The 17,441-nt window shown below is 61.3% G+C and carries 17 protein-coding genes; 7 read left to right on the top strand and 10 right to left on the bottom strand.

What is annotated here, in order from left to right; all coding sequences use genetic code 11:
• Positions 1 to 9: 9 nt before the first annotated feature.
• Complete coding sequence (locus FFM53_RS07940) at positions 10 to 492, bottom strand: RidA family protein (RefSeq protein WP_138387944.1); 483 nt, start codon at positions 490 to 492, stop codon at positions 10 to 12.
• Between the two features lie 192 nt (positions 493 to 684).
• Between FFM53_RS07940 and FFM53_RS07935 the strand changes: the two genes are divergently transcribed.
• Positions 685 to 1,383 (top strand): TetR/AcrR family transcriptional regulator, encoded by a 699-nt coding sequence (locus FFM53_RS07935; RefSeq protein WP_138387943.1) that lies wholly within the window; start codon positions 685 to 687, stop codon positions 1,381 to 1,383.
• An 87-nt stretch (positions 1,384 to 1,470) separates the two neighbouring features.
• Here the strand turns inward: FFM53_RS07935 and FFM53_RS07930 are convergent, their stop codons facing one another.
• The gene (locus FFM53_RS07930) at positions 1,471 to 1,821 is read right to left on the bottom strand and encodes a DUF2200 domain-containing protein (RefSeq protein WP_138387942.1); all 351 of its coding nucleotides are present in this window, start codon (positions 1,819 to 1,821) and stop codon (positions 1,471 to 1,473) included.
• Positions 1,822 to 2,047: 226 nt separating this feature from the next.
• Here FFM53_RS07930 and FFM53_RS07925 point away from each other — a divergent pair, with 226 nt between their 5' ends.
• Positions 2,048 to 2,515 carry a DMP19 family protein gene (locus tag FFM53_RS07925; protein WP_138387941.1) on the top strand — a complete coding sequence of 156 codons (468 nt, stop codon included), beginning with the start codon at positions 2,048 to 2,050 and terminating at the stop codon, positions 2,513 to 2,515.
• A gap of 126 nt (positions 2,516 to 2,641) precedes the next feature.
• On the opposite strand, the gene argS is transcribed toward FFM53_RS07925, so the two are convergent.
• From argS to thrC, 5 genes are all read right to left on the bottom strand, one after another.
• A complete protein-coding gene (gene argS / locus FFM53_RS07920; protein ID WP_138387940.1) occupies positions 2,642 to 4,348 on the bottom strand; it encodes an arginine--tRNA ligase in 1,707 nt (568 codons plus the stop codon).
• A 247-nt stretch (positions 4,349 to 4,595) separates the two neighbouring features.
• Entirely contained in the window at positions 4,596 to 7,508 is a 2,913-nt protein-coding gene (locus FFM53_RS07915; protein WP_138387939.1) for a sensor domain-containing phosphodiesterase, read from the bottom strand.
• Complete coding sequence (locus tag FFM53_RS07910) at positions 7,505 to 8,119, bottom strand: GNAT family N-acetyltransferase (protein ID WP_129418199.1); 615 nt, start codon at positions 8,117 to 8,119, stop codon at positions 7,505 to 7,507. The genes FFM53_RS07915 and FFM53_RS07910 overlap by 4 nt, the downstream gene beginning before the upstream one ends.
• Before the next feature lie 29 nt (positions 8,120 to 8,148).
• Positions 8,149 to 9,447, bottom strand: coding sequence for a M16 family metallopeptidase (locus tag FFM53_RS07905; protein ID WP_138387938.1), 1,299 nt, complete (start codon positions 9,445 to 9,447; stop codon positions 8,149 to 8,151).
• 3 nt (positions 9,448 to 9,450) lie between these two features.
• Positions 9,451 to 10,875 (bottom strand): threonine synthase, encoded by a 1,425-nt coding sequence (thrC, locus tag FFM53_RS07900; protein WP_138387937.1) that lies wholly within the window; start codon positions 10,873 to 10,875, stop codon positions 9,451 to 9,453.
• A gap of 265 nt (positions 10,876 to 11,140) precedes the next feature.
• Here thrC and FFM53_RS07895 point away from each other — a divergent pair, with 265 nt between their 5' ends.
• Positions 11,141 to 11,788, top strand: coding sequence for a hypothetical protein (locus FFM53_RS07895; protein ID WP_138328780.1), 648 nt, complete (start codon positions 11,141 to 11,143; stop codon positions 11,786 to 11,788).
• A gap of 295 nt (positions 11,789 to 12,083) precedes the next feature.
• On the opposite strand, the gene FFM53_RS07890 is transcribed toward FFM53_RS07895, so the two are convergent.
• Complete coding sequence (locus FFM53_RS07890; protein ID WP_017990554.1) at positions 12,084 to 12,773, bottom strand: HAD family hydrolase; 690 nt, start codon at positions 12,771 to 12,773, stop codon at positions 12,084 to 12,086.
• 186 nt (positions 12,774 to 12,959) lie between these two features.
• Positions 12,960 to 14,789 carry a methyl-accepting chemotaxis protein gene (locus tag FFM53_RS07885; RefSeq protein ID WP_138387936.1) on the bottom strand — a complete coding sequence of 610 codons (1,830 nt, stop codon included), beginning with the start codon at positions 14,787 to 14,789 and terminating at the stop codon, positions 12,960 to 12,962.
• 204 nt (positions 14,790 to 14,993) lie between these two features.
• On the opposite strand from FFM53_RS07885, the gene FFM53_RS07880 reads away from it, so the two are divergent.
• Together FFM53_RS07880 and FFM53_RS07875 are read left to right on the top strand one after the other, a co-directional pair.
• Positions 14,994 to 15,209: a hypothetical protein gene (locus tag FFM53_RS07880; RefSeq protein WP_131709970.1), complete on the top strand. Its 216-nt coding sequence runs from the start codon at positions 14,994 to 14,996 to the stop codon at positions 15,207 to 15,209.
• 229 nt (positions 15,210 to 15,438) lie between these two features.
• Positions 15,439 to 15,891, top strand: coding sequence for a hypothetical protein (locus FFM53_RS07875; RefSeq protein WP_138388041.1), 453 nt, complete (start codon positions 15,439 to 15,441; stop codon positions 15,889 to 15,891).
• A gap of 44 nt (positions 15,892 to 15,935) precedes the next feature.
• Here FFM53_RS07875 and FFM53_RS07870 read toward each other — a convergent pair whose 3' ends face one another.
• The gene (locus FFM53_RS07870; protein ID WP_138387935.1) at positions 15,936 to 16,622 is read right to left on the bottom strand and encodes an ArsR/SmtB family transcription factor; all 687 of its coding nucleotides are present in this window, start codon (positions 16,620 to 16,622) and stop codon (positions 15,936 to 15,938) included.
• A 71-nt stretch (positions 16,623 to 16,693) separates the two neighbouring features.
• Here FFM53_RS07870 and FFM53_RS07865 point away from each other — a divergent pair, with 71 nt between their 5' ends.
• Positions 16,694 to 17,023 carry an NIPSNAP family protein gene (locus FFM53_RS07865; RefSeq protein WP_138387934.1) on the top strand — a complete coding sequence of 110 codons (330 nt, stop codon included), beginning with the start codon at positions 16,694 to 16,696 and terminating at the stop codon, positions 17,021 to 17,023.
• Positions 17,020 to 17,370 (top strand): antibiotic biosynthesis monooxygenase family protein, encoded by a 351-nt coding sequence (locus FFM53_RS07860; RefSeq protein WP_138328773.1) that lies wholly within the window; start codon positions 17,020 to 17,022, stop codon positions 17,368 to 17,370. The genes FFM53_RS07865 and FFM53_RS07860 overlap by 4 nt, the downstream gene beginning before the upstream one ends.
• Positions 17,371 to 17,441: the final 71 nt, after the last annotated feature.

The raw sequence follows: 17,441 nt of genomic DNA, 5'->3' as shown, positions 1-17,441 counted from the left end.
TCGCCGCCGCTATTCCAGAATGACTACGGCTTCCACCTCGAAGAGCATGGGGTCGATGGCAAGCTTGGGAACGGGAATCAGCGTCTGCGCCGGCAGCGACGCGCCGAACATGTCCCTGACGGTCAGCACCTCGAGCTTGGACATATCGTGATCGACCACAAAGACCGTCAGCTTGGCGACCTGATCCGGCCTTGCGCCGAGCGCATCGAGGGCGATGCGCAAATTCGCATAGGCCTGCTTCACCTGGACCGCGAAGTCGGGCGACAAGGCCCCCATGCTGTCCTGGCCGCCCTGTCCGGAGATGTAGGCCAGCCGGCCTTGGCGCGGCACGATCACCGCCGTGCTGTAGCCGTTCGGTGAGGGGTCGTAGAGGTTTTTCGGATTGACGATCGTCAGCCTGAGATCGTCTTCATTAGCTGTCGTCGCGGTGGGAACGCTGATGGTCATGATGATGAGTCCTCCGATAATGAGATGCTTGATTGTGTGTGGCATGACTTCTCCTGGCTTCCCCAGGGCTGCGAGCGACGGATCCTCGCGGCCAGTAGGATGGAATCTTATCGCCACATGATAAGACTCGTACGTCGTACGATTAAATTGCATCGTACGGCGTACGAGTCAATCGGTCAGGATCGACATTCCTGGCATTGTCGGCTTAGATCGACGTCTGATCGGTAAGGAAGACGAATGGCAGCCAAACGCAGCGGTGCTGAGAGCAAAGGGTCTGGGCGGAGAGGTGCGTCACCTCAGTCCGGGCAGGAGCCGCGCAGTGAGCCGCCTCTCTCGCTGGAGCGGATCGTGGCGACCGCAGTGGACCTGCTGGACGCCGAGGGCGTCGACGGATTGAAGATGCGCCGGCTGGCCGATCGCCTCGGCGCGGGCGCGATGAGCCTCTATTGGCACGTCGACAACAAGGAGGAGGTCTTCGATCTGGCGCTGGATTCGGTGCTCGAATATCGCGGACCGTCTGACATCGTCGAGTCTCGAGACTGGCGCGGGGACGTCGTTCATATGCTCGAAGACTGGCGCGCCAGCATGCTGCACCATCCCTGGTCGGCCTCGCTGCTGCCGCGCCGGGCGCTGGGCCCGAACATCCTCATTCGCCTGGAACTGCTGAGCAAGACCTTGTCCGGAGGTGGTGTCACTGATGCGGATTTGAACGTCGCGATATGGTCGCTCTGGAACTATGTGATCGGCGCGACCATCACCCGGGCGAACTTCGATCTCTCGGACGACGACAGAGCGGCCGCGCAGCAGCGCCTGACAGGGCTCAGCCAGCACTACCCAACGATCGAACGCTCTCGTCTGCTGCTGGATAATGATTGGGACGGCGCTTTCAGGAAGGGTCTCGACTTCCTGCTTGATGGCCTCGCTCCGCGGCAGTGAATATTCGTCACTCCTGGACGAGACGGCGCCCGATTCTGCGCGCGCGCCCTAGGTGATCGCGGGTACCGCCGTGACACGGTTTCCCGACTATTTCCGCAGGATTTTCTCCATCGCTTTCCCCTTCGCGAGTTCGTCGATCAATTTGTCCAGATAGCGGATTTCCCGCATCGTCTTTTCCTGGATGTCTTCCACGCGCACGCCGCAGATCACGCCTGTAATCGACGATCGGGAGGGATTCATCTGAGGCGCTTGCGCAAAGAAATCCTCGAAGTTGGTCTTCTCAGCCAACTGGTCGTCCAGGCTCTGCTGGCTATGCCCCGTCAGCCAACAGATGATGTCATCGACCTCTGTCTTCGTGCGCCCCTTCTTCTCTGCCTTGGCGACATAGTGGGGATAGACGCTCGCGACGCTGATGGAATAGATACGATGCTTCGTCATGCCTGCTCCTCAACGTTCCAGATATTTTCCGGCTTGAGATAGCTGACTTCAAGTCCTCAACAAGTGGCCGACAACGGGCAACCCTTCCGCGGGCGCGAAGTAGATCAGTGCAAAGGCGGCATCTCTACAGCGCCGCGCGTCTTCGACCGGATTGCACCAATTGCAGACGTAGGGCTTTGATCGTAGAAAAAGCTTCCCGCCCGTTGCCCGTGTTTCAGGAGCCGCAATGACAACAATCCACGATGATCTCGGATCGCTCGATGACTGGCTTCTACAGCGAGGAATTGAAAAGGCGGAACGCGAGGTTTCCATCGAAGATCAGCTAATTCCGCAGACGGTTAAAGGCTTGGGGCAGCCTTATGTGTATCTTTACGCCACCGTGATCTTCGACGGAGAAGTAGGGAACGGCGGCCTTCAACAGTTCTTCGAAAACGCGTCCGGCGCGTTGGCCCCTACTGTTCGAGACGCGTTACGAGAAATGACCCTGAGCCACTACGCGTCACTCATGACGCAGGTTATCAATGCCTTCGGGTTGGACTATCCCGTTAATCAATGGGCCCGTATCACCACGATTGAAAAGGACCCCGTCCTGCAGGAATTGTTGGAACGGAGTGGCGATGCCATTGATGTCTGGAGTAGCGAGTTCATCCTCGCGCGCACTCATTACGCCAAGAAACATAATTTAATGAAATGACCCTACACGCTCAGTGTGAACCGCATCCATAATGCCTCCTATGGGCCGAAAGCGGACCCAGCTCCTGAGTCTCGCTGGATTCCAACTCAGCTCGTCTAGCGCCAGAAGCAGTTAAATTAGCAGATGTTACATCCTCCGCACCGTTCCAATTCCTAGAAGCTCAAGACATTTTCCGATGACTCTTGCTACCAGCTTGCAGGTGGCGAGCCGCCCCGACGGATCGTCCGCCTTCAGCACCGGGCAATCCGTGTAGAAGCGACTGAACGCGTCAGCCACTTGGTACGCCCGATCGGCGATCTCGAATGGCTCGAGGTGCCGCGCCGCCTCGGAGAGGGAGTGCGGATACCAGAGGCATTCTATCAGCACGGCACGCTCCGACGGATGGCTGATCGAGACCGTGTCGGCGGCTGGAGTGATGCCGGCCTCTTCGGCCTTGTCCAGGATCGAGCAGATCCGGGCATAGGCATATTGAAGATAGGGTCCGGTCCGTCCCTCTGACGATATCATCTTGTCAATGTCGAAGACGTAGCCTGTCCTCCTCGGCGCGGAGAGATCGGCAAACTTCAACGCGCCTAGACCCACAACCGCGGCCGCCTGGCTGTCCGCGACTTTTTCCGACGACTTGATGAGCGCAAGATCGATCATTTCTCTTAGCGAGGCGGCGGATCCGTCACGGGTCTTGAAGGGCTTGCCGTCATTGCCGCGGACAGTACCGAAGGTCACGTGCCGCAGTTCCACGCCCTCGGCATAGCCCGCCCGCCGCGCCGCAGAGAACACGCTTGATATATGGAGCGCCTGACGGTCATCGGTGCAATAAACGATTTGCCGCGCACCGACGTCGCGCACCCGCTGCCGAAGCGTCGCAAGGTCCGTGGTGCCGTAGAGGGCCGCCCCGTCACTCTTACGCAGAAGCAGCGGTGGTGCATTATCCGGAAGTCCGTCACCGGAGATATCGATGACAAGAGCGCCTTCGCTCTGCCGCGCCAGCCCGCGCGCCATGAGATCGTCGAGCATCGGTGCGACCTCCGCGTGAGCGTCGCTCTCGCCTTGGAGCAGATCGAAATGCGCGTCGAGCATCTCCGCCGTGTCGGAAATCGACGCGAGCGAAATGGCCCGCATGCGTGCCCATGCCTCGGTCAGCAAAGGATCTCCGTCCTGCAACTTCGTTGTCAGTATCCGTGCCAACGCAAGCAAAGCCTCGTCCTCGCAGGCGACGTTGCCGGACTGGTAGAGAACGCCCAGTTCCTCGACGGTCATGGCTTCGAACGCCAGAGGGTTAATGAAGGAGGTGAGATCACCGGCCCTCCATCCGGCAGCCAGAGCTGCGCCCAAAAGCAGCTTGCCCATCTGCAGACCCCAGTCACCGAGGTGGATGTCGGATAGGACGTCGTGGCCAATCTCCATAAGGATGCGCCGCAGACTCTCCCCGATAACGAAGGAGCGCAGATGGCCGACATGAAGCGCCTTGGCAACGTTAGGCCCGCCAAAGTCAATGACCGTTCTCATCGGATCCGCCTTCTCAGCGGCGAGCGACGGATCTGCCAGCATAGCGGTTGCCTCGGCGGCGACGACTGCATCCGCCAGCCGGAAGTTTACGAATCCCGGACCGGCGACGGAGACGTCCTCGAAAAGAGCGCTCCGAGCCGCCTCGGCGACTTCAGCGGCAAGCAGGCGCGGGTTCTTCCCGGCGGACTTCGCCAACCGCATCACGTCGTTGCATTGGAGGTCACCGAATTCGGGCCTGGCCGACCTTACGACGCAGGGGCCGGCTTCGAGACCATTAAGTTCATATGCGGAAGCAAGCGCGGCGAGTGCGGCCGATTTTACGGACATAGATCATTTCCTTGAATAGCATGAAGGGGCGTGGAAGCTTGAGAGCTTCAGCGTCGCCGTTCTGCAATCTTCGGAAAGTTGTTCATGTCGCGCCTCTAAGTTCGATTCTTCAATAGATCGCCTGATGACCGCTGGCAATCTCGTGGTCGGATGAATTTTGCAATGAAAGCGATAGGCATACCCAACCAGAGTTTGCTGACTGTTGGCTCGTAATTTGGCGCGATAAGTCTTTCAATAACCGCTCCGCTCAGGCCCGTTTCGTCAGCGGAAAGCGGTCCCGAAGCAACCGCAGCACCGATTCCGAAGGGATCGGCGGGCCGAAAAGGTAGCTCTGGCCGTAATTGCAGCCCATCTTGGCGAGCTCGATCGCATCCTCGTTGGATTCGATCCCCTCTGCCACGACCTTCATGTCAAGCTCGCGCGCCATGGCGATCACCGACCGGAGCACGGTCGCCTTCTTGTCGCTGCTGTCGCGCACCAGGGCCTTGTCGAGCTTGATCGTGTCGAAGGGGAAGCGGGTGAGATAGGCGAGCGACGAATATCCGGTGCCGAAATCGTCGAGCGCCAGGCCAATGCCGGCTTCCTTCAGCTTCTGCAGCACCAGCCGGGCCTGTTCCGGATTTTCCATCACCATGGATTCCGTCAGTTCGAGCTTGAGGCGCGAGGGCTGGCAATGCGTCTTGGCGAGAACCGAACGCACATCGTCATAGAGCTCGTTGTTGAGCAGTTGTACGCTCGACAGATTGATCGAGACGAAGATCGGCAATTCGCCGGTCTGGTGCTGCCAGCTCATCAGATCGTTGGTCGCCTGTTCCAGTGCGAACATGCCGAGCGCGCCGATGATATCGGAGGCCTCGGCGATCGGGATGAATTCGGAGGGCGGGATATTGCCGCGTTTGGGATGTTCCCAGCGCATCAGCGCCTCGAAACCGGCGACCTCGACATCCTCCAGCCTGGCGATCGGCTGGTAGACCATCGACAATTCCTTGCGCTCGATGGCGCGGCGCAGATCCGTTTCGAGCTGCAGCCGGTCGGTGCCGAAGTCGCGGAAGGCCGGCTGGAACGGTTCGACACGGTTGCCGCCGGCCCGTTTTGCCCGGTACATCGCAAGCTCGGCGTCGCTGAGCAGGCCGGTGGCGCTTTCCTGCCGGTCGACCCAGGAGGCAAGACCGACCGAGGCGGTCAGGATGATCTCGCGATTGGCGAAGTTGATCGGCACCATGATCGCCTTGCTGATCGCATCGGCGAAATCGGCGACCTTGGCCGGATTGTGCTCGGACACCAGGATGAGGCCGAACTGGTCGCCGGCAAGCCGCGCCAGCGTGTCCTGCGGTTTCAACAGCCGGCGCAGACGCCGCGTCAGCGCGATGAGAATGTTGTCGCCGGCGGCAACGCCGAGCGAATCATTGACCAGCTTGTAGCGGTCGATATCGATCACCATCACCGTCGGGCGCAGCGTATCGCCGCCCGGCGCCAATGCCAGCACCGACTGCAGCCGGTCGAGGAAGACCTGGCGGTTCGGCAGGCCGGTCAGATTGTCGTGCAGCGCATCGTGCAGCAGCCGCTCGACGGAATTCTTCTGCTCGGTCACGTCGACGATCGTGCCGACGCAGCGGATGATTTCGCCGTTCGAGCCGAGCACCGGTCGGGCGCGGATCAGCAGCCAGTGGAAATGCCCGTCCTCGGCGCGGATGCGGAACTCGTGGTTCAGCCGCCCGCGGCGATGTTCGAGCAACACGTCGAGCGTGGCGCGGAAGCGATCGCGGTCGTCGGGATGCAGCCGCGGCAGCCAGTTGCGCGCCGCGCCATGCATGGCGCCCGGCGATAGGCCGAGCTTGATCGAGACGTCGGGAATGGTGACGACGCGGTCGCGCGCCACGTCCCAATCCCACACCATGTCGCCGGAGCCGGTCAGAGCCAGCGATTGCCGCTCGAGATCGGAAAACAGCCCCTGCTGGTAGGCGCCGCCTGCAAAAGCGTGCTGCATGACGGTGAAGCCGATCAGAAGCACGATGAGCACGAGCCCGCCGCCGAGCGCGGGCTGGATGATGTCGTTGTCGAGCCGTCCGGTGACCGTCAGCCAAGCCCCGAACAGCCAGACCAGAATCAGCGCCCAGGCTGGCACCAAAAGGATGGCGCGGTCATAGCGGTTGAAGCCGAGATAGATGATCAAAATCAGCCCCATCGTCGCCGTCAGCGCGAAGGAAAGCCTGGCGATGCCGGCGGCGATCGACGGATCGTAGATCGCCACACCGAAGAGCAGGGCAAGGCCGAGCACCCAGGCAAGCGTGGCGTAACCCAGATGCGCATGCCAGCGGTTGAGGTTGAGATAGGTGAAGAGAAAGATGACGAAACTCGACGCCAGCGCGACCTCGGCGCAGGCGCGCCATATTCGCTGGTCGGCCGAGGCGACGCTGATCAGCTTGCCGAGAAAACCGAAATCGACGCAGATATAGCCGAGCACCGCCCAGGCGAGTGCCGCCGTCGCCGGCAGCATCGAGGTGCCCTTGACGACGAAGAGGATGGTCAGGAACACGGCGAGCAGGCCGGCAATGCCGAGCACGATGCCGCGATAGAGCGTGAAGGCGTTGATCGTATCCTTGTAGGCGTTCGGTTCCCAGAGATAGATCTGCGGCAGTTCCGGCGTCGACAGCTCGGCAACGAAAGTGATGACGGCGCCGGGGTTCAGCGTGATGCGGAAGACGTCGGCCTCGTCGCTCGGCTGCCGATCGAGCGCGAAGCCTTCGCTCGGCGTAATCGCGCTGATGCGCTGCGAGCCGAGATCCGGCCAGAACAGCTTGGAATTGACCAGACGAAAATGCGGGGCGACGATGACGCGTTCGAGCTGTTCTTCGGAGACGTTGGCGAGCGCAAACACCGCCCAGTCGCCCTGATGGTTCTCCGAACTTGCCCTGACCTCGATGCGACGGCGGATGCCGTCGGCGCCGGCCGCCGTCGAAACCTGGAAGGCCTCGCCCTGGTTGGCGTAGATCTCGGTCGTTGCCGTCAGATCGAGCGCGGTATCGTCACGGGAAATTTTTACCGGTTCGGCCGCCTGGGCAACGCCCGCCACCAAGGCGAAGGCCGCCAGGAAAAGGGCTGCGATCACCGCGATCACTCGTCCGGACGGTGACTTGGGCAGCATGCGGTCTCTTGTCATCGGCTGTCGGTTTTCCTGCCTTTATCCGTATCGGTGGCGAGACGTGAAAACATCACATGGTCATGCCACTGACCGTTGATCTTTAAATATCCGCGCAGATAGCCTTCCTGCTGAAACCCGGCTTTTTCAAGCAGACGGATGCTGCGCGCGTTATCTGGAATACAGGCTGCTTCGATACGGTGCAACTCAAGCCCGGCGAAGATGTAAGGAATAACCAATTGAAGAGCGGCGAACATATGCCCCTGGCCGGCATGGCGTTCGCCCATCCAGTAGCCGATCATGCAGCTTTGTGCCGCACCCCGTCTGATGTAGCCGATGGTGACGCCGCCGACGAGCGTCATGTCGCCTTTCAGGAAAATGAACAGCGGCACCGCCTGGCCCGAGGCATATTCCTGCTTGCCGCGGACGACGCGGGCGCGGTAGGCGCCCTCCGTCAGCTCGTCGCGCCGCCAGGTCGGCTCCCAGGGTTCCAGGAACTTGCGGCTTTCGGCCCGCAGCCGGTGCCACTGGTTGAAATCCTGGTAGCGCGGTAGGCGCAGGAAATATCTGTCGCTCTCCAGCTCCACCGCTTCCGGCTGCCGGTGCAGGAACCGAAAAACCGATTTTGGCATCGATCACTCCCGGCAGGACGGACGTCGGCTCAGCGGCTTGCCTGCAGCGTCTTCGACGCCGGGACCGAAAGCGAGGCGGTGATGTCTTCCATCGGCGCGAGCTGTTCCAACGGACCGATCGCCGAAAGCGTCGGCACAGTGTCATAGAACAGCCGGCCGGCGAGGTCGGTCAGCCGCTCGATGGTGATGCCTTCCAGCCGCTCCATCATCTCCGGATTGGAGATCGGCCGGCCGTAAAGCATCATCTGCCTGGCGATCTGACCGGCGCGGGCAGCAGGGCTTTCGGCACCCATCAACAGCTGGGCGCGGATCTGGGCGCGGGCGCGCTCGATTTCCTTCTGGTGGATCGCATCGGCCGACTTGTGCAGCTCGTCGATGATGACGGGCACCAGCTCCGGCAGGTTTTCACCGCCGGTTGCGGCATGAATGCCGAAGATGCCGGTGTCGGAAAAGCCCCAGTGGAAGGCATAGACCGAATAACAGAGGCCGCGGAACTCGCGCACCTCCTGGAAGAGCCTGGACGACATGCCGCCGCCAAGGATATTGGCGAGGATCTGCGAGCAATAGAAATCGCGGGCGTGGTAGGGCTTGCCTTCGAAGCCGAGCAGGATCTGCGCGTCCATCAGGTCGCGCGGTTCGCGCACGCTGCCGCCGATATAACGCGCCGGCTCCATGACGGGCGGCGCGGAAGGGGCCGTCGGCAGGCTGGCGAAACGATCCTCGACCATGCGCAGGAATTCGTCATGCTCGACGGCGCCGGTGGCGACCACGAACATGCGGTCGGTCGTGTAGTTGCGGCTGAGATAGCCACGGATCTGCTGCGGCGTGAAGGAGACGACGGTCTCCGGCGTGCCGAGGATCGCCCGGCCGAGCGTCTGGTCGCGATAGGCGACCTCGGAGAACCGGTCGAACACCACGTCGTCGGGCGTGTCGTTGGCGGCGTTGATCTCCTGCAGGATCACCTGCTTCTCGCGCTCCAGCTCCTCTTCTTCGAAGGCCGATTCCGTGAGGATGTCGGCGAGGATATCGACGGCGAGCGGTACGTAGTCCTTGAGCACGCGGGCGTAATAGGAGGTCGTCTCGGTCGAGGTCGCGGCATTGACTTCGCCGCCGACATCCTCGATTTCCTCGGCAATCTGGCGGGCCGTGCGCCGCGCCGTGCCCTTGAAGGCCATGTGTTCGAGCAGGTGAGCGATGCCGTGCTCGTTGTCCGTCTCGTTACGCGATCCCGATTTGATCCAGACTCCGAGCGCAACGCTTTCAAGATGCGGCATGGTCTCTGTGACTACTGTCAGCCCGGATTTCAGCCGGGTGCACTCAACTGTCATTGGCTATCTTTCTGCGCCTGCTGTCGTCTCGCCGCGGGCGTGCTTGCCGATAAAGGTCTCAACGGCTTTCAGCTCCGGTTTGATGATCTGGAAACGCTCCTCCCTTTGCATCAGATCAGCAAGCCACGTCGGAAGCGCCGGGTCAATACCGCAGGCGGATTTTACGGCGACGGGGAATTTCGCCGGATGCGCGGTCGAAAGCGTCACCATCGGCGTATTCGGCTTTTCTTTCTTGGCAGCGACGAAGACGCCGATCGCCGAATGCGGATCCAGCAGATAACCGGTCTCGGCATGGGTCTTGCGGATCGTCTCGGCGACCTGCTTCTCGCTGGCGCGCCCGGAGCGGAAGTCGCGGCGGATCGCCTTCAGCGCTTGGCTGCCGATCTCGAAGCCGTTGGATTGCTTGAGGCTTTCCATCGCCGCGCGCACCTTCGAGGCGTCGCGATCATAGGCTTCGAACAGCAGCCGTTCGAAGTTCGACGAGATCTGGATATCCATCGACGGCGAACTCGTCGCCTTGACCGCCTTCATGTCGTAGCGGCCGGTCTTCAGCGTCCGCGCCAGGATATCGTTCTCGTTGGTGGCGATCACCAGGCGGTCGATCGGCAGGCCCATGCGCTTGGCGCAGTAGCCGGCGAAGATATCGCCGAAATTGCCGGTGGGCACCGTGAACGAGATCTTCCGGTCCGGTCCGCCGAGCGCCACCGCCGCCGTGAAATAATAGACGATCTGGGCCATGATGCGGGCCCAGTTGATCGAGTTGACGCCGGAAAGTCGGACCCTGTCGCGGAAGGCCACGTCGTTGAACATCGCTTTCACGAGGTTCTGGCAATCGTCGAAATTGCCCTCGACGGCAAGCGCATGCACGTTTGGTGACGGCGAGGTCGTCATCTGCCGCTGCTGCACCGGCGAGACCTTGCCATGCGGGAAGAGGATGAAGATGTCGGTACGCTCCCGGCCGGCAAAGGCGTCGATCGCTGCCCCGCCGGTGTCGCCCGAGGTGGCGCCGACGATCGTCGCCCGCTCGCCGCGTTTTTCCAGCGCATAGTCCATCAGCCGGGCGAGCAACTGCATCGCCACATCCTTGAAGGCGAGCGTGGTGCCGTGGAAGAGCTCCATGACGAAGCTGTTCGGCCCGGTCTGGACGAGCGGCGCGATCGCCGGATGGCGGAAGGTGCCGTAGGCCTCGTCGATCATCGCCCGGAACGTGTCGTCGGGGATCTCGCCATTGGTAAAGGGCGACAGGATGGTGAAGGCGACCTCCTGATAGGTCTTGCCCCTGAGCGCCCGGATCTCCTTCTTGGAAAAGCTCGGCCATTTGCGCGGAACATAGAGCCCGCCGTCGCGCGCCAGCCCGGTCAAAAGGGCGTCGCAAAAGCCGAGGGAAGGGGCCTCGCCGCGGGTCGAGATATAATCCACGTTCGTCATCCTTTGATCTTATTGCTGGAGGAAGTCTGGCTGGGCGCGGTGGTGGCGAGATTCGCCGGAAAGCGTGAAGGGGCCGTCCTGCCGGCGTGCCATTTCAGGTATCTTGTTGAAGTTGCCCGCATCCGGCGTCGAAAAGTGCATCAAAACGGCGCTTACCCAATCGATTTTTGTTTGCGCCGCTGATATAGACCATCGCAAACCGTCGTGAAAGGCCCCGCGGAAAAGACATGGGGCCTCCAAGAAGCGCTTATACAAGGGATGGAATATGGTGCTCGGCAAGGTCTCGCGTCTCATCGTCTCCGCATCTTTTCTTGCCCTGCTCGCTGGTTGCAACTCGCTCGGCATAGGTGGCGACAGCAAGCCGGCGGCGCCGGCGACCCAGCCGAACGGAACCGCCCAGATCATGCCGCTGGCGCCGGCCAACCCGTCCTCGAACAATCCTTCGATCGGCACCGCCACGACGGCGCAGGGCACGGTCGCTCCGGTCGTACAGGGCGCCTGCCCGCAGATCTTCATGCGTGACCAGGATGCGATCTTCCGCACCTATGCCAAGGGCAAGAAGGACGATCCGCAGCAGATCGTCTTCCAGGCTTCCTTCGGCGATTACACCCGCCAGTGCACGCTGAACGACACGAACCTGACGATGACGGTGGTTGCCCAACTGCGCCTGATCACCGGCCCGGCCGGCACGCCAGGCCCTGTGACGCTGCCGATCCGCATCTCCGTCGTCGACGGCGAGACCGTGCTCTATTCCGAGGTCACCAAATTCCCGACCGAAATCCCGCCGGGCGCGCCGGGCACACAGGTCATCTTCCGCAAGGACGGCATAACGATGCCGGTCGGCTCGGGCGCTCTGGTGCGCGTCAATATCGGCTTCGACACCCAGCCGGCAAAGACGAAGAAGAGCAGCTAAGCAATTCGGCGACTGCTACCGAAATCCGGATGCACGACCTTCCCTCATTCCTGTGCTCGTCACAGGAATCCAGCCACGGCGCGTCTGCGCCGTGAATGACTCTCATCGACGAAGCCTTTCTCTTGCGCCCAAGGACTTGGGCGCACTGGATCCCTGTGACGAGCACAGGGATGAGGAAGGAGAGGGCGTGTTCGCCTGACACGGCATTCCGGCTTGATCGCTACCATTCTGCGTGGGCCCGGCAGAGTCAAAGCGTGGTGTCAGTCCATAGCCCGCGGATTTGGCGTGAAGCGCTTCAGAGAACGTTGTCCCAGGCCGCCAATGCGGCGACGACGCCTGGCAGGTCGTTCATGCGGGAGATTGCCGTTTCGGCGCCGGCATCCGTCAATTTGTCGGCATGGGCGGGATAGCTGTGCGAGGCGCCGGTAAAGCCGATGACGCGCATGCCGGCGGCGCGCGCCGCATGCACGCCGTGGACGGAATCCTCGACCACGACAACCTTGTCAGGCGAAACGCCCATCTGGCTTGCGCCGTGCAGGAAGATGTCGGGCTTCGGCTTGACGCGGTCGGGGCCAAGATCCTTGGCGGAAAAGATGTTCGGCGCAAACAGCGGCTTCAGCCCCACCTTGGTCAGCATCATGTCGAGCCGCTTAGTGCTCGAATTCGAGCAGATGCAGCGCTTGATCGGCAGCCTGGAGACGGCAAATTCAACGCCTGGAATGGCCTGGACGTCCTGCGCCAGCCTGAGGTCGAGCATATGCTCCGACTTGTCGAGCAGGGAGGCCGAAAACGGGATGCTTGCCTCGCGCTCGATCTGCAGCAGGATGTTGCGCCACGTCATGCCGGCGAAGCGCTCGCCCATTTCCTCGGCGTCGATCGGATATCCCGCCTCTGTCAGAAGCGCGGATTCGACTTCCGCCGCGATGATTTCCGAATCGACGAGAACGCCGTCGCAGTCGAAGATGATGAGGTCGAAGCCGTCCATATGTTCACGCCTTGCTGAAAGTCTGGGTCTTGTCCGGGAATGCTGCGGCTTTACACGATGCCCGGCCAAAGCTCAACCAGATCTCAAGCATGGCTGCGATGCGGCAAGCGACCGGCTCCGGCGTCGCTGCCGGATCGGTCGTGTCGGGTTGACTTGGGAATAACAATGGCGAGCAGATAGAAGCCGTCAGGCCGCCAGCTGCCCACCCCGGCGTCCAGTTGCAGATTGCGAAGCTGTCGCCCTAAGCCTGAACCGGGAAACGAGTTCGCGCAGCTTGGCAGCTTCCTCGGCGAGCTGACCGGATGCCGCGGTGGATTGCTCCACCATCGCCGCGTTCTGCTGGGTCACCTGATCCATGGAGTTGACGGCAGTGTTGACTTCGGCAAGGCCGGTCGACTGCTCTCTTGCCGATACGGCGATAGCATCCATGTGCTGATTGATGCGGGCAATCTGTTCGCTGATCGCCTTCAGAACCTGGCTGGTGTCGAGAACCAGTTTGACGCCGCTTTCCACTTCCACCGACGATTTCTGGATGTGGCCTTTGATTTCCTTTGCCGCCTGAGCCGATCTCTGGGCGAGTTCGCGGACTTCCTGGGCGACGACGGCAAAGCCCTTGCCCGCGTCGCCGGCGCGCGCCGCTTCGACACCGGCGTTCAGCGCCAGCAGATTGGTCTGGAAGGCGATCTCGTCGATCACGCCGATAATGCTGGAGATCTGCTGCGACGAGGCCTCGATACGGCGCATGGCTTCTTCGGCATGCGAAACGACCTCGGAAGACTTGGCAGCATTGCGGTTTGCATCGGTCGCTTCAGTGCGCGCCTCGTCGGTCCGCTTGCTCGAGTTCGAGACATTGGCGGTGATCTGATCGAGCGCTGCGGCGGTTTCTTCGAGCGAGGCCGCCTGCTGTTCGGTTCGTTTCGACAGATCGTCGGCCCCGGATGCGATTTCCCGCGTGCCTTCGTCGATGGCGGCAATGGCGGCCGCGATCGCACTGAGCGTCTGGTCGAGCTGCCGGATCGACATGTTGAAATCATGCCGGAGGTTTTCAAAGTCCGGGGCGAAGGGTTCGTCGATCTGGAAGGCGAGATCGCCGGATGCAAGCCTCTTCAGGCCTGCGGCGAGGCCGGATGTCGCCGCCCGCAGCCGTTCGGCGGCATCTTCGTCAGCCTGCTTTCGGGCCGTGACCCGCTCTGTTTCACCCTGCAATCGAGCCGCCTCGGCATCTTTTTCGAGTTGCTTGTTGGCAATCGCCGCCTGGCGGAAGACTTCGACGGCCGATGCCATCGTTCCGATTTCATCGGTGCGGCCGATCCCGGTGCAGGCAATCGCCGTGTCACCGCCGGCGAGCCTTTGCATATCGCCGGAAAGCGAAAGGATCGGCTTGGTGATGGTCTTGCGGGTGAGGAAATAGAGACCAAAGGCGAAGAGCACGGCCGAAGCCAAAAGGGCTTCCAGAACAATATCGACCGACGCCTTTATATCAGAGCTGCGATTGGAAATTTCCTCGGATGCAGCACTGATCTGATCGCCGGCCTGTTCCATCGCCGCTTCCAGCGTCGAGAACTGCGTCATGAACTCCGGCAATGCCTTCAAAGCTGCCGTGGGGTCCTTACCGGCAAGTTCGACGATCTGAGTGGCGCTTGCGATATAGGCAAGCAGGGGGCGTTCGACGCTGGCAAGGATCGTTTTCGTCTTGTCGTCTGCGGCAAGAGCCTTGTTGGCGTCAAGCATCTCGCGGAACGACGCCTCATGCTCCGCCAGATCGGCCTTCACCGCGGCAGGGTCTATGGCTGCTGCCGGATTGGACGCCAGCAATGATGCGAGCGCATCCGAGCGCAGCGCGTCATGCATCATGTCGGCCTGCATGTGGTTGCGCAGAATTTGGGCCGACCGGGCAACCTCGGCGTTGTTTTCGGAGAGGGTCGAGGCGGACCAGATACCGACGCTCGTAGCGCCACCCGCCAAAGCGAAAATCGCGATGCTTGCAATGATGATCTTATGCTGGATCGACGCCATGACAGGGCTCTCTCGTTAATTCAGAACGTGAGAGTAGCCGAACATGCTTAATTATTTTCTCAGGTGCGTTTCGCTTAGCGGCGCGAAAACAATAGGTTGCAGCCTATATTTCATTTTCGATGAAAAGTTGAGCTGCGCATCGTCGACGCTGATTGCTGCTTCACGGTCTCGGGCGTACCATGCATGTGCAAGAGGAGAGGCACCATGAGGCTTTCAGCTTTCGTCCGACCGGCGGCAGCCGTAGTGCTGCTGTTTGCCTTCACATCCACCGACGTCATCGCCAAGGGCAAGCACCGAAGCTGTGCGCAGCTGCAGGCGATGAAGGATAATGCCCTGACCGGCGGAAAACATGCCGGGGATGGCACCGACAAGAGAGCCAAGATCGAAAGGAAGATGAGGAAGAAAGGCTGCCAAAGGTAAGCCGCCGATAGCTTGCGAGCACCTGGAGAACATGGTCTGGCAGCAGGTGAGCCTGTTGCCGAGACGGCAGAGATGCGCCTTCGTTGAGGATGGCGCGACATCCATCAAATCCGCATCGTGCCAGACTAACCGCAGCCCGGGGACTACCTTTGGCATTCTCATGCACTAGATGGCGATCGAGGAGGACGTCACCGCCGCTCTTGGGAGGAGAACAGGCGGCATGCCAAGAATGGATGAAGAGGAAGACTGCATGACGATCGAGGACATCATCGAAACCCTGGAAAAGACTGACATGCCCGACAGCCGGATCGACGCCTTCATCACCTGTGCCTTTCTGTTGAAGCAACTCCGGCCGGCCGAGCCCAACGATTTCGACGGTCCTCACGACTACATGCCGAGCAGTATCAAGTCAGAGCACGGCTTCCTGATGGCGCGGCCCTTCACACACGACGTCAATCACGCCATCGACCTGTGCCGGGAAGTCCGGCCGGATGCGGTTTGGCACCTTGCCCGCGGCCGCCAGGCAGCGGACGAGTCGCTTTACGGTGCGCAGCTGCGCGAGATCCGGGAGGACGAAAGTGTCGTCGGTGAAGCCGAGAGCAATCACGCGGCGCTGGCGCTGACGCTGGCGGCGCTGCGGGCACATGTGCGGCAGGAAGATGAAAAGAGGGCAGGTGGGTGAGGGGCTGAATGCTGCCTCGGAACCTCTTGCAGATCCGCAATAACCTACGGATCGACCGGAAAAAGCTTCAGGAACTGCCGATCGCCTTCCGGAGAGAACAGGATCGAGCGGCTTTCGGCCGTTCGCCGCACCCAGCCCTTGTCGAGGAAATTGGAAAGTAGCGCCTTGCCGAGGCTGCCGGCCAGATGCGCGCGTCTTTCGCTCCAGTCGAGGCAGGAGCGGCAGAGCGGACGGCGCGACGATCTGAGGTCGCCGACATTGATGCCGATGCATTTGAGATCGCTTTCGCCCTTTTCCGTCAGCGCCAGGCCATCTCCGACCGCGTCGATCGAGCCGGAGGCAATCAGGCTGTCGAGCATGCGCACGCCGTAATCGCCGGCAAGATGATCGTAGCAGATGCGCGCCTTGCGCAGCGCCGGCTCCTTCGGTCCCGGCTGGTGGCGCAGGTGCCCGCGTCCGGCGGCAAAGCCCATCATGCTTTCGATCAACCGGGCGACGGCTTCGTCGGCGAGCGTGAAATAGCGATGGCGCCCCTGCTTGCGCTGGGCAAGCAGCCCGCCGGCTTCGAGCTTGGCAAGATGCGTGCTCGCCGTCTGCACGGTGATGCCGCCGACGCCGGCAAGCTCGGTCGCCGTCAGCGCCCGGCCGCCGGTCAGTGCTGCCAGCATGTTGGCGCGCGCCGGATCGCCGATGAGCGCGCCGATCTGCGCAATATCAGGACCTTCCTTCATAGTTCGATCGTAACCGAAGCATCGCCGTCAGGCAATGTGCGAAAAAGGATCGACAGCAAAGGAGAAACGATATGATCACCTGCTTCATCCGTTATGAGATCGACCCTTTCAAGAAGGAGGCGTTTGCCGAATATGCCCGCAATTGGGGCCAGGCAATTCCGAAGAACGGTGCCGACCTGATCGGCTACTACGGCCCGCATGAGGGATCGGCAACGACCGCTTACGGCGTCTACAACATCGAAAGCCTCGCCGCCTACGAAGCCTATCGCGCCAGGTTGGCATCCGACCCGCTCGGCCGCGAGAATTATGAATTTGCCAGACGCGAGTGCTTCATCCTGAAGGAAGATCGCATCTTCCTCAAAAATGTCTCCGCCCCTCACTCCAAGCTGGTGCTGCCATGATCGCCGTCATCTTCGAAGTCGTGCCCTATATGGGCGAACGCCACAAATATCTGGATCTCGCCGGCGAGTTGCGCGGCGAACTCGAAAAGATCGACGGCTTCATTTCGATCGAGCGTTTCGAGAGCCTGACGACACGCGGCAAGCTGCTGTCGCTCTCCTTCTTCCGCGACGAGGCGGCGGTGAAGGAATGGCGCAATCTCGAGTCTCACCGGGCAGCCCAGCAGGCCGGACGCGGCGGCATCTTCGCCGATTATCGCCTGCGGATCGCCAGTGTCGTTCGCGATTACGGCATGTTCGAACGCGACGAAGCACCTGATGACAGCCGTAGGGTTCACGACGCCGCCTGATCGCCGGCGGCGGCAAAGTCTGCCGCTCACTCATCGGCCGGCCGAATAAATTCCCGAAATCGGCCACCGCT

The organism is Rhizobium indicum (assembly GCF_005862305.2).
Lineage (GTDB): Bacteria > Pseudomonadota > Alphaproteobacteria > Rhizobiales > Rhizobiaceae > Rhizobium > Rhizobium indicum.
Note: the sequence above shows the minus strand (reverse complement) of the source record. Positions and strands in the feature narration are given on the sequence as shown.

Coding starts and splice junctions, on each gene's coding strand:
- FFM53_RS07880 (WP_131709970.1), top strand. CDS start 14,994: ATGAGGCTTTCAGCTTTCGTCCGACCGGCGGCAGCCGTAGTGCTGCTG.
- FFM53_RS07905 (WP_138387938.1), bottom strand. CDS start 9,447: ATGACAGTTGAGTGCACCCGGCTGAAATCCGGGCTGACAGTAGTCACA.
- FFM53_RS07940 (WP_138387944.1), bottom strand. CDS start 492: ATGCCACACACAATCAAGCATCTCATTATCGGAGGACTCATCATCATG.
- FFM53_RS07870 (WP_138387935.1), bottom strand. CDS start 16,622: ATGAAGGAAGGTCCTGATATTGCGCAGATCGGCGCGCTCATCGGCGAT.
- FFM53_RS07885 (WP_138387936.1), bottom strand. CDS start 14,789: ATGGCGTCGATCCAGCATAAGATCATCATTGCAAGCATCGCGATTTTC.
- FFM53_RS07930 (WP_138387942.1), bottom strand. CDS start 1,821: ATGACGAAGCATCGTATCTATTCCATCAGCGTCGCGAGCGTCTATCCC.
- thrC (WP_138387937.1), bottom strand. CDS start 10,875: ATGACGAACGTGGATTATATCTCGACCCGCGGCGAGGCCCCTTCCCTC.
- argS (WP_138387940.1), bottom strand. CDS start 4,348: ATGTCCGTAAAATCGGCCGCACTCGCCGCGCTTGCTTCCGCATATGAA.
- FFM53_RS07895 (WP_138328780.1), top strand. CDS start 11,141: ATGGTGCTCGGCAAGGTCTCGCGTCTCATCGTCTCCGCATCTTTTCTT.
- FFM53_RS07935 (WP_138387943.1), top strand. CDS start 685: ATGGCAGCCAAACGCAGCGGTGCTGAGAGCAAAGGGTCTGGGCGGAGA.
- FFM53_RS07915 (WP_138387939.1), bottom strand. CDS start 7,508: ATGACAAGAGACCGCATGCTGCCCAAGTCACCGTCCGGACGAGTGATC.
- FFM53_RS07865 (WP_138387934.1), top strand. CDS start 16,694: ATGATCACCTGCTTCATCCGTTATGAGATCGACCCTTTCAAGAAGGAG.
- FFM53_RS07860 (WP_138328773.1), top strand. CDS start 17,020: ATGATCGCCGTCATCTTCGAAGTCGTGCCCTATATGGGCGAACGCCAC.
- FFM53_RS07925 (WP_138387941.1), top strand. CDS start 2,048: ATGACAACAATCCACGATGATCTCGGATCGCTCGATGACTGGCTTCTA.
- FFM53_RS07890 (WP_017990554.1), bottom strand. CDS start 12,773: ATGGACGGCTTCGACCTCATCATCTTCGACTGCGACGGCGTTCTCGTC.
- FFM53_RS07910 (WP_129418199.1), bottom strand. CDS start 8,119: ATGCCAAAATCGGTTTTTCGGTTCCTGCACCGGCAGCCGGAAGCGGTG.
- FFM53_RS07875 (WP_138388041.1), top strand. CDS start 15,439: ATGGATGAAGAGGAAGACTGCATGACGATCGAGGACATCATCGAAACC.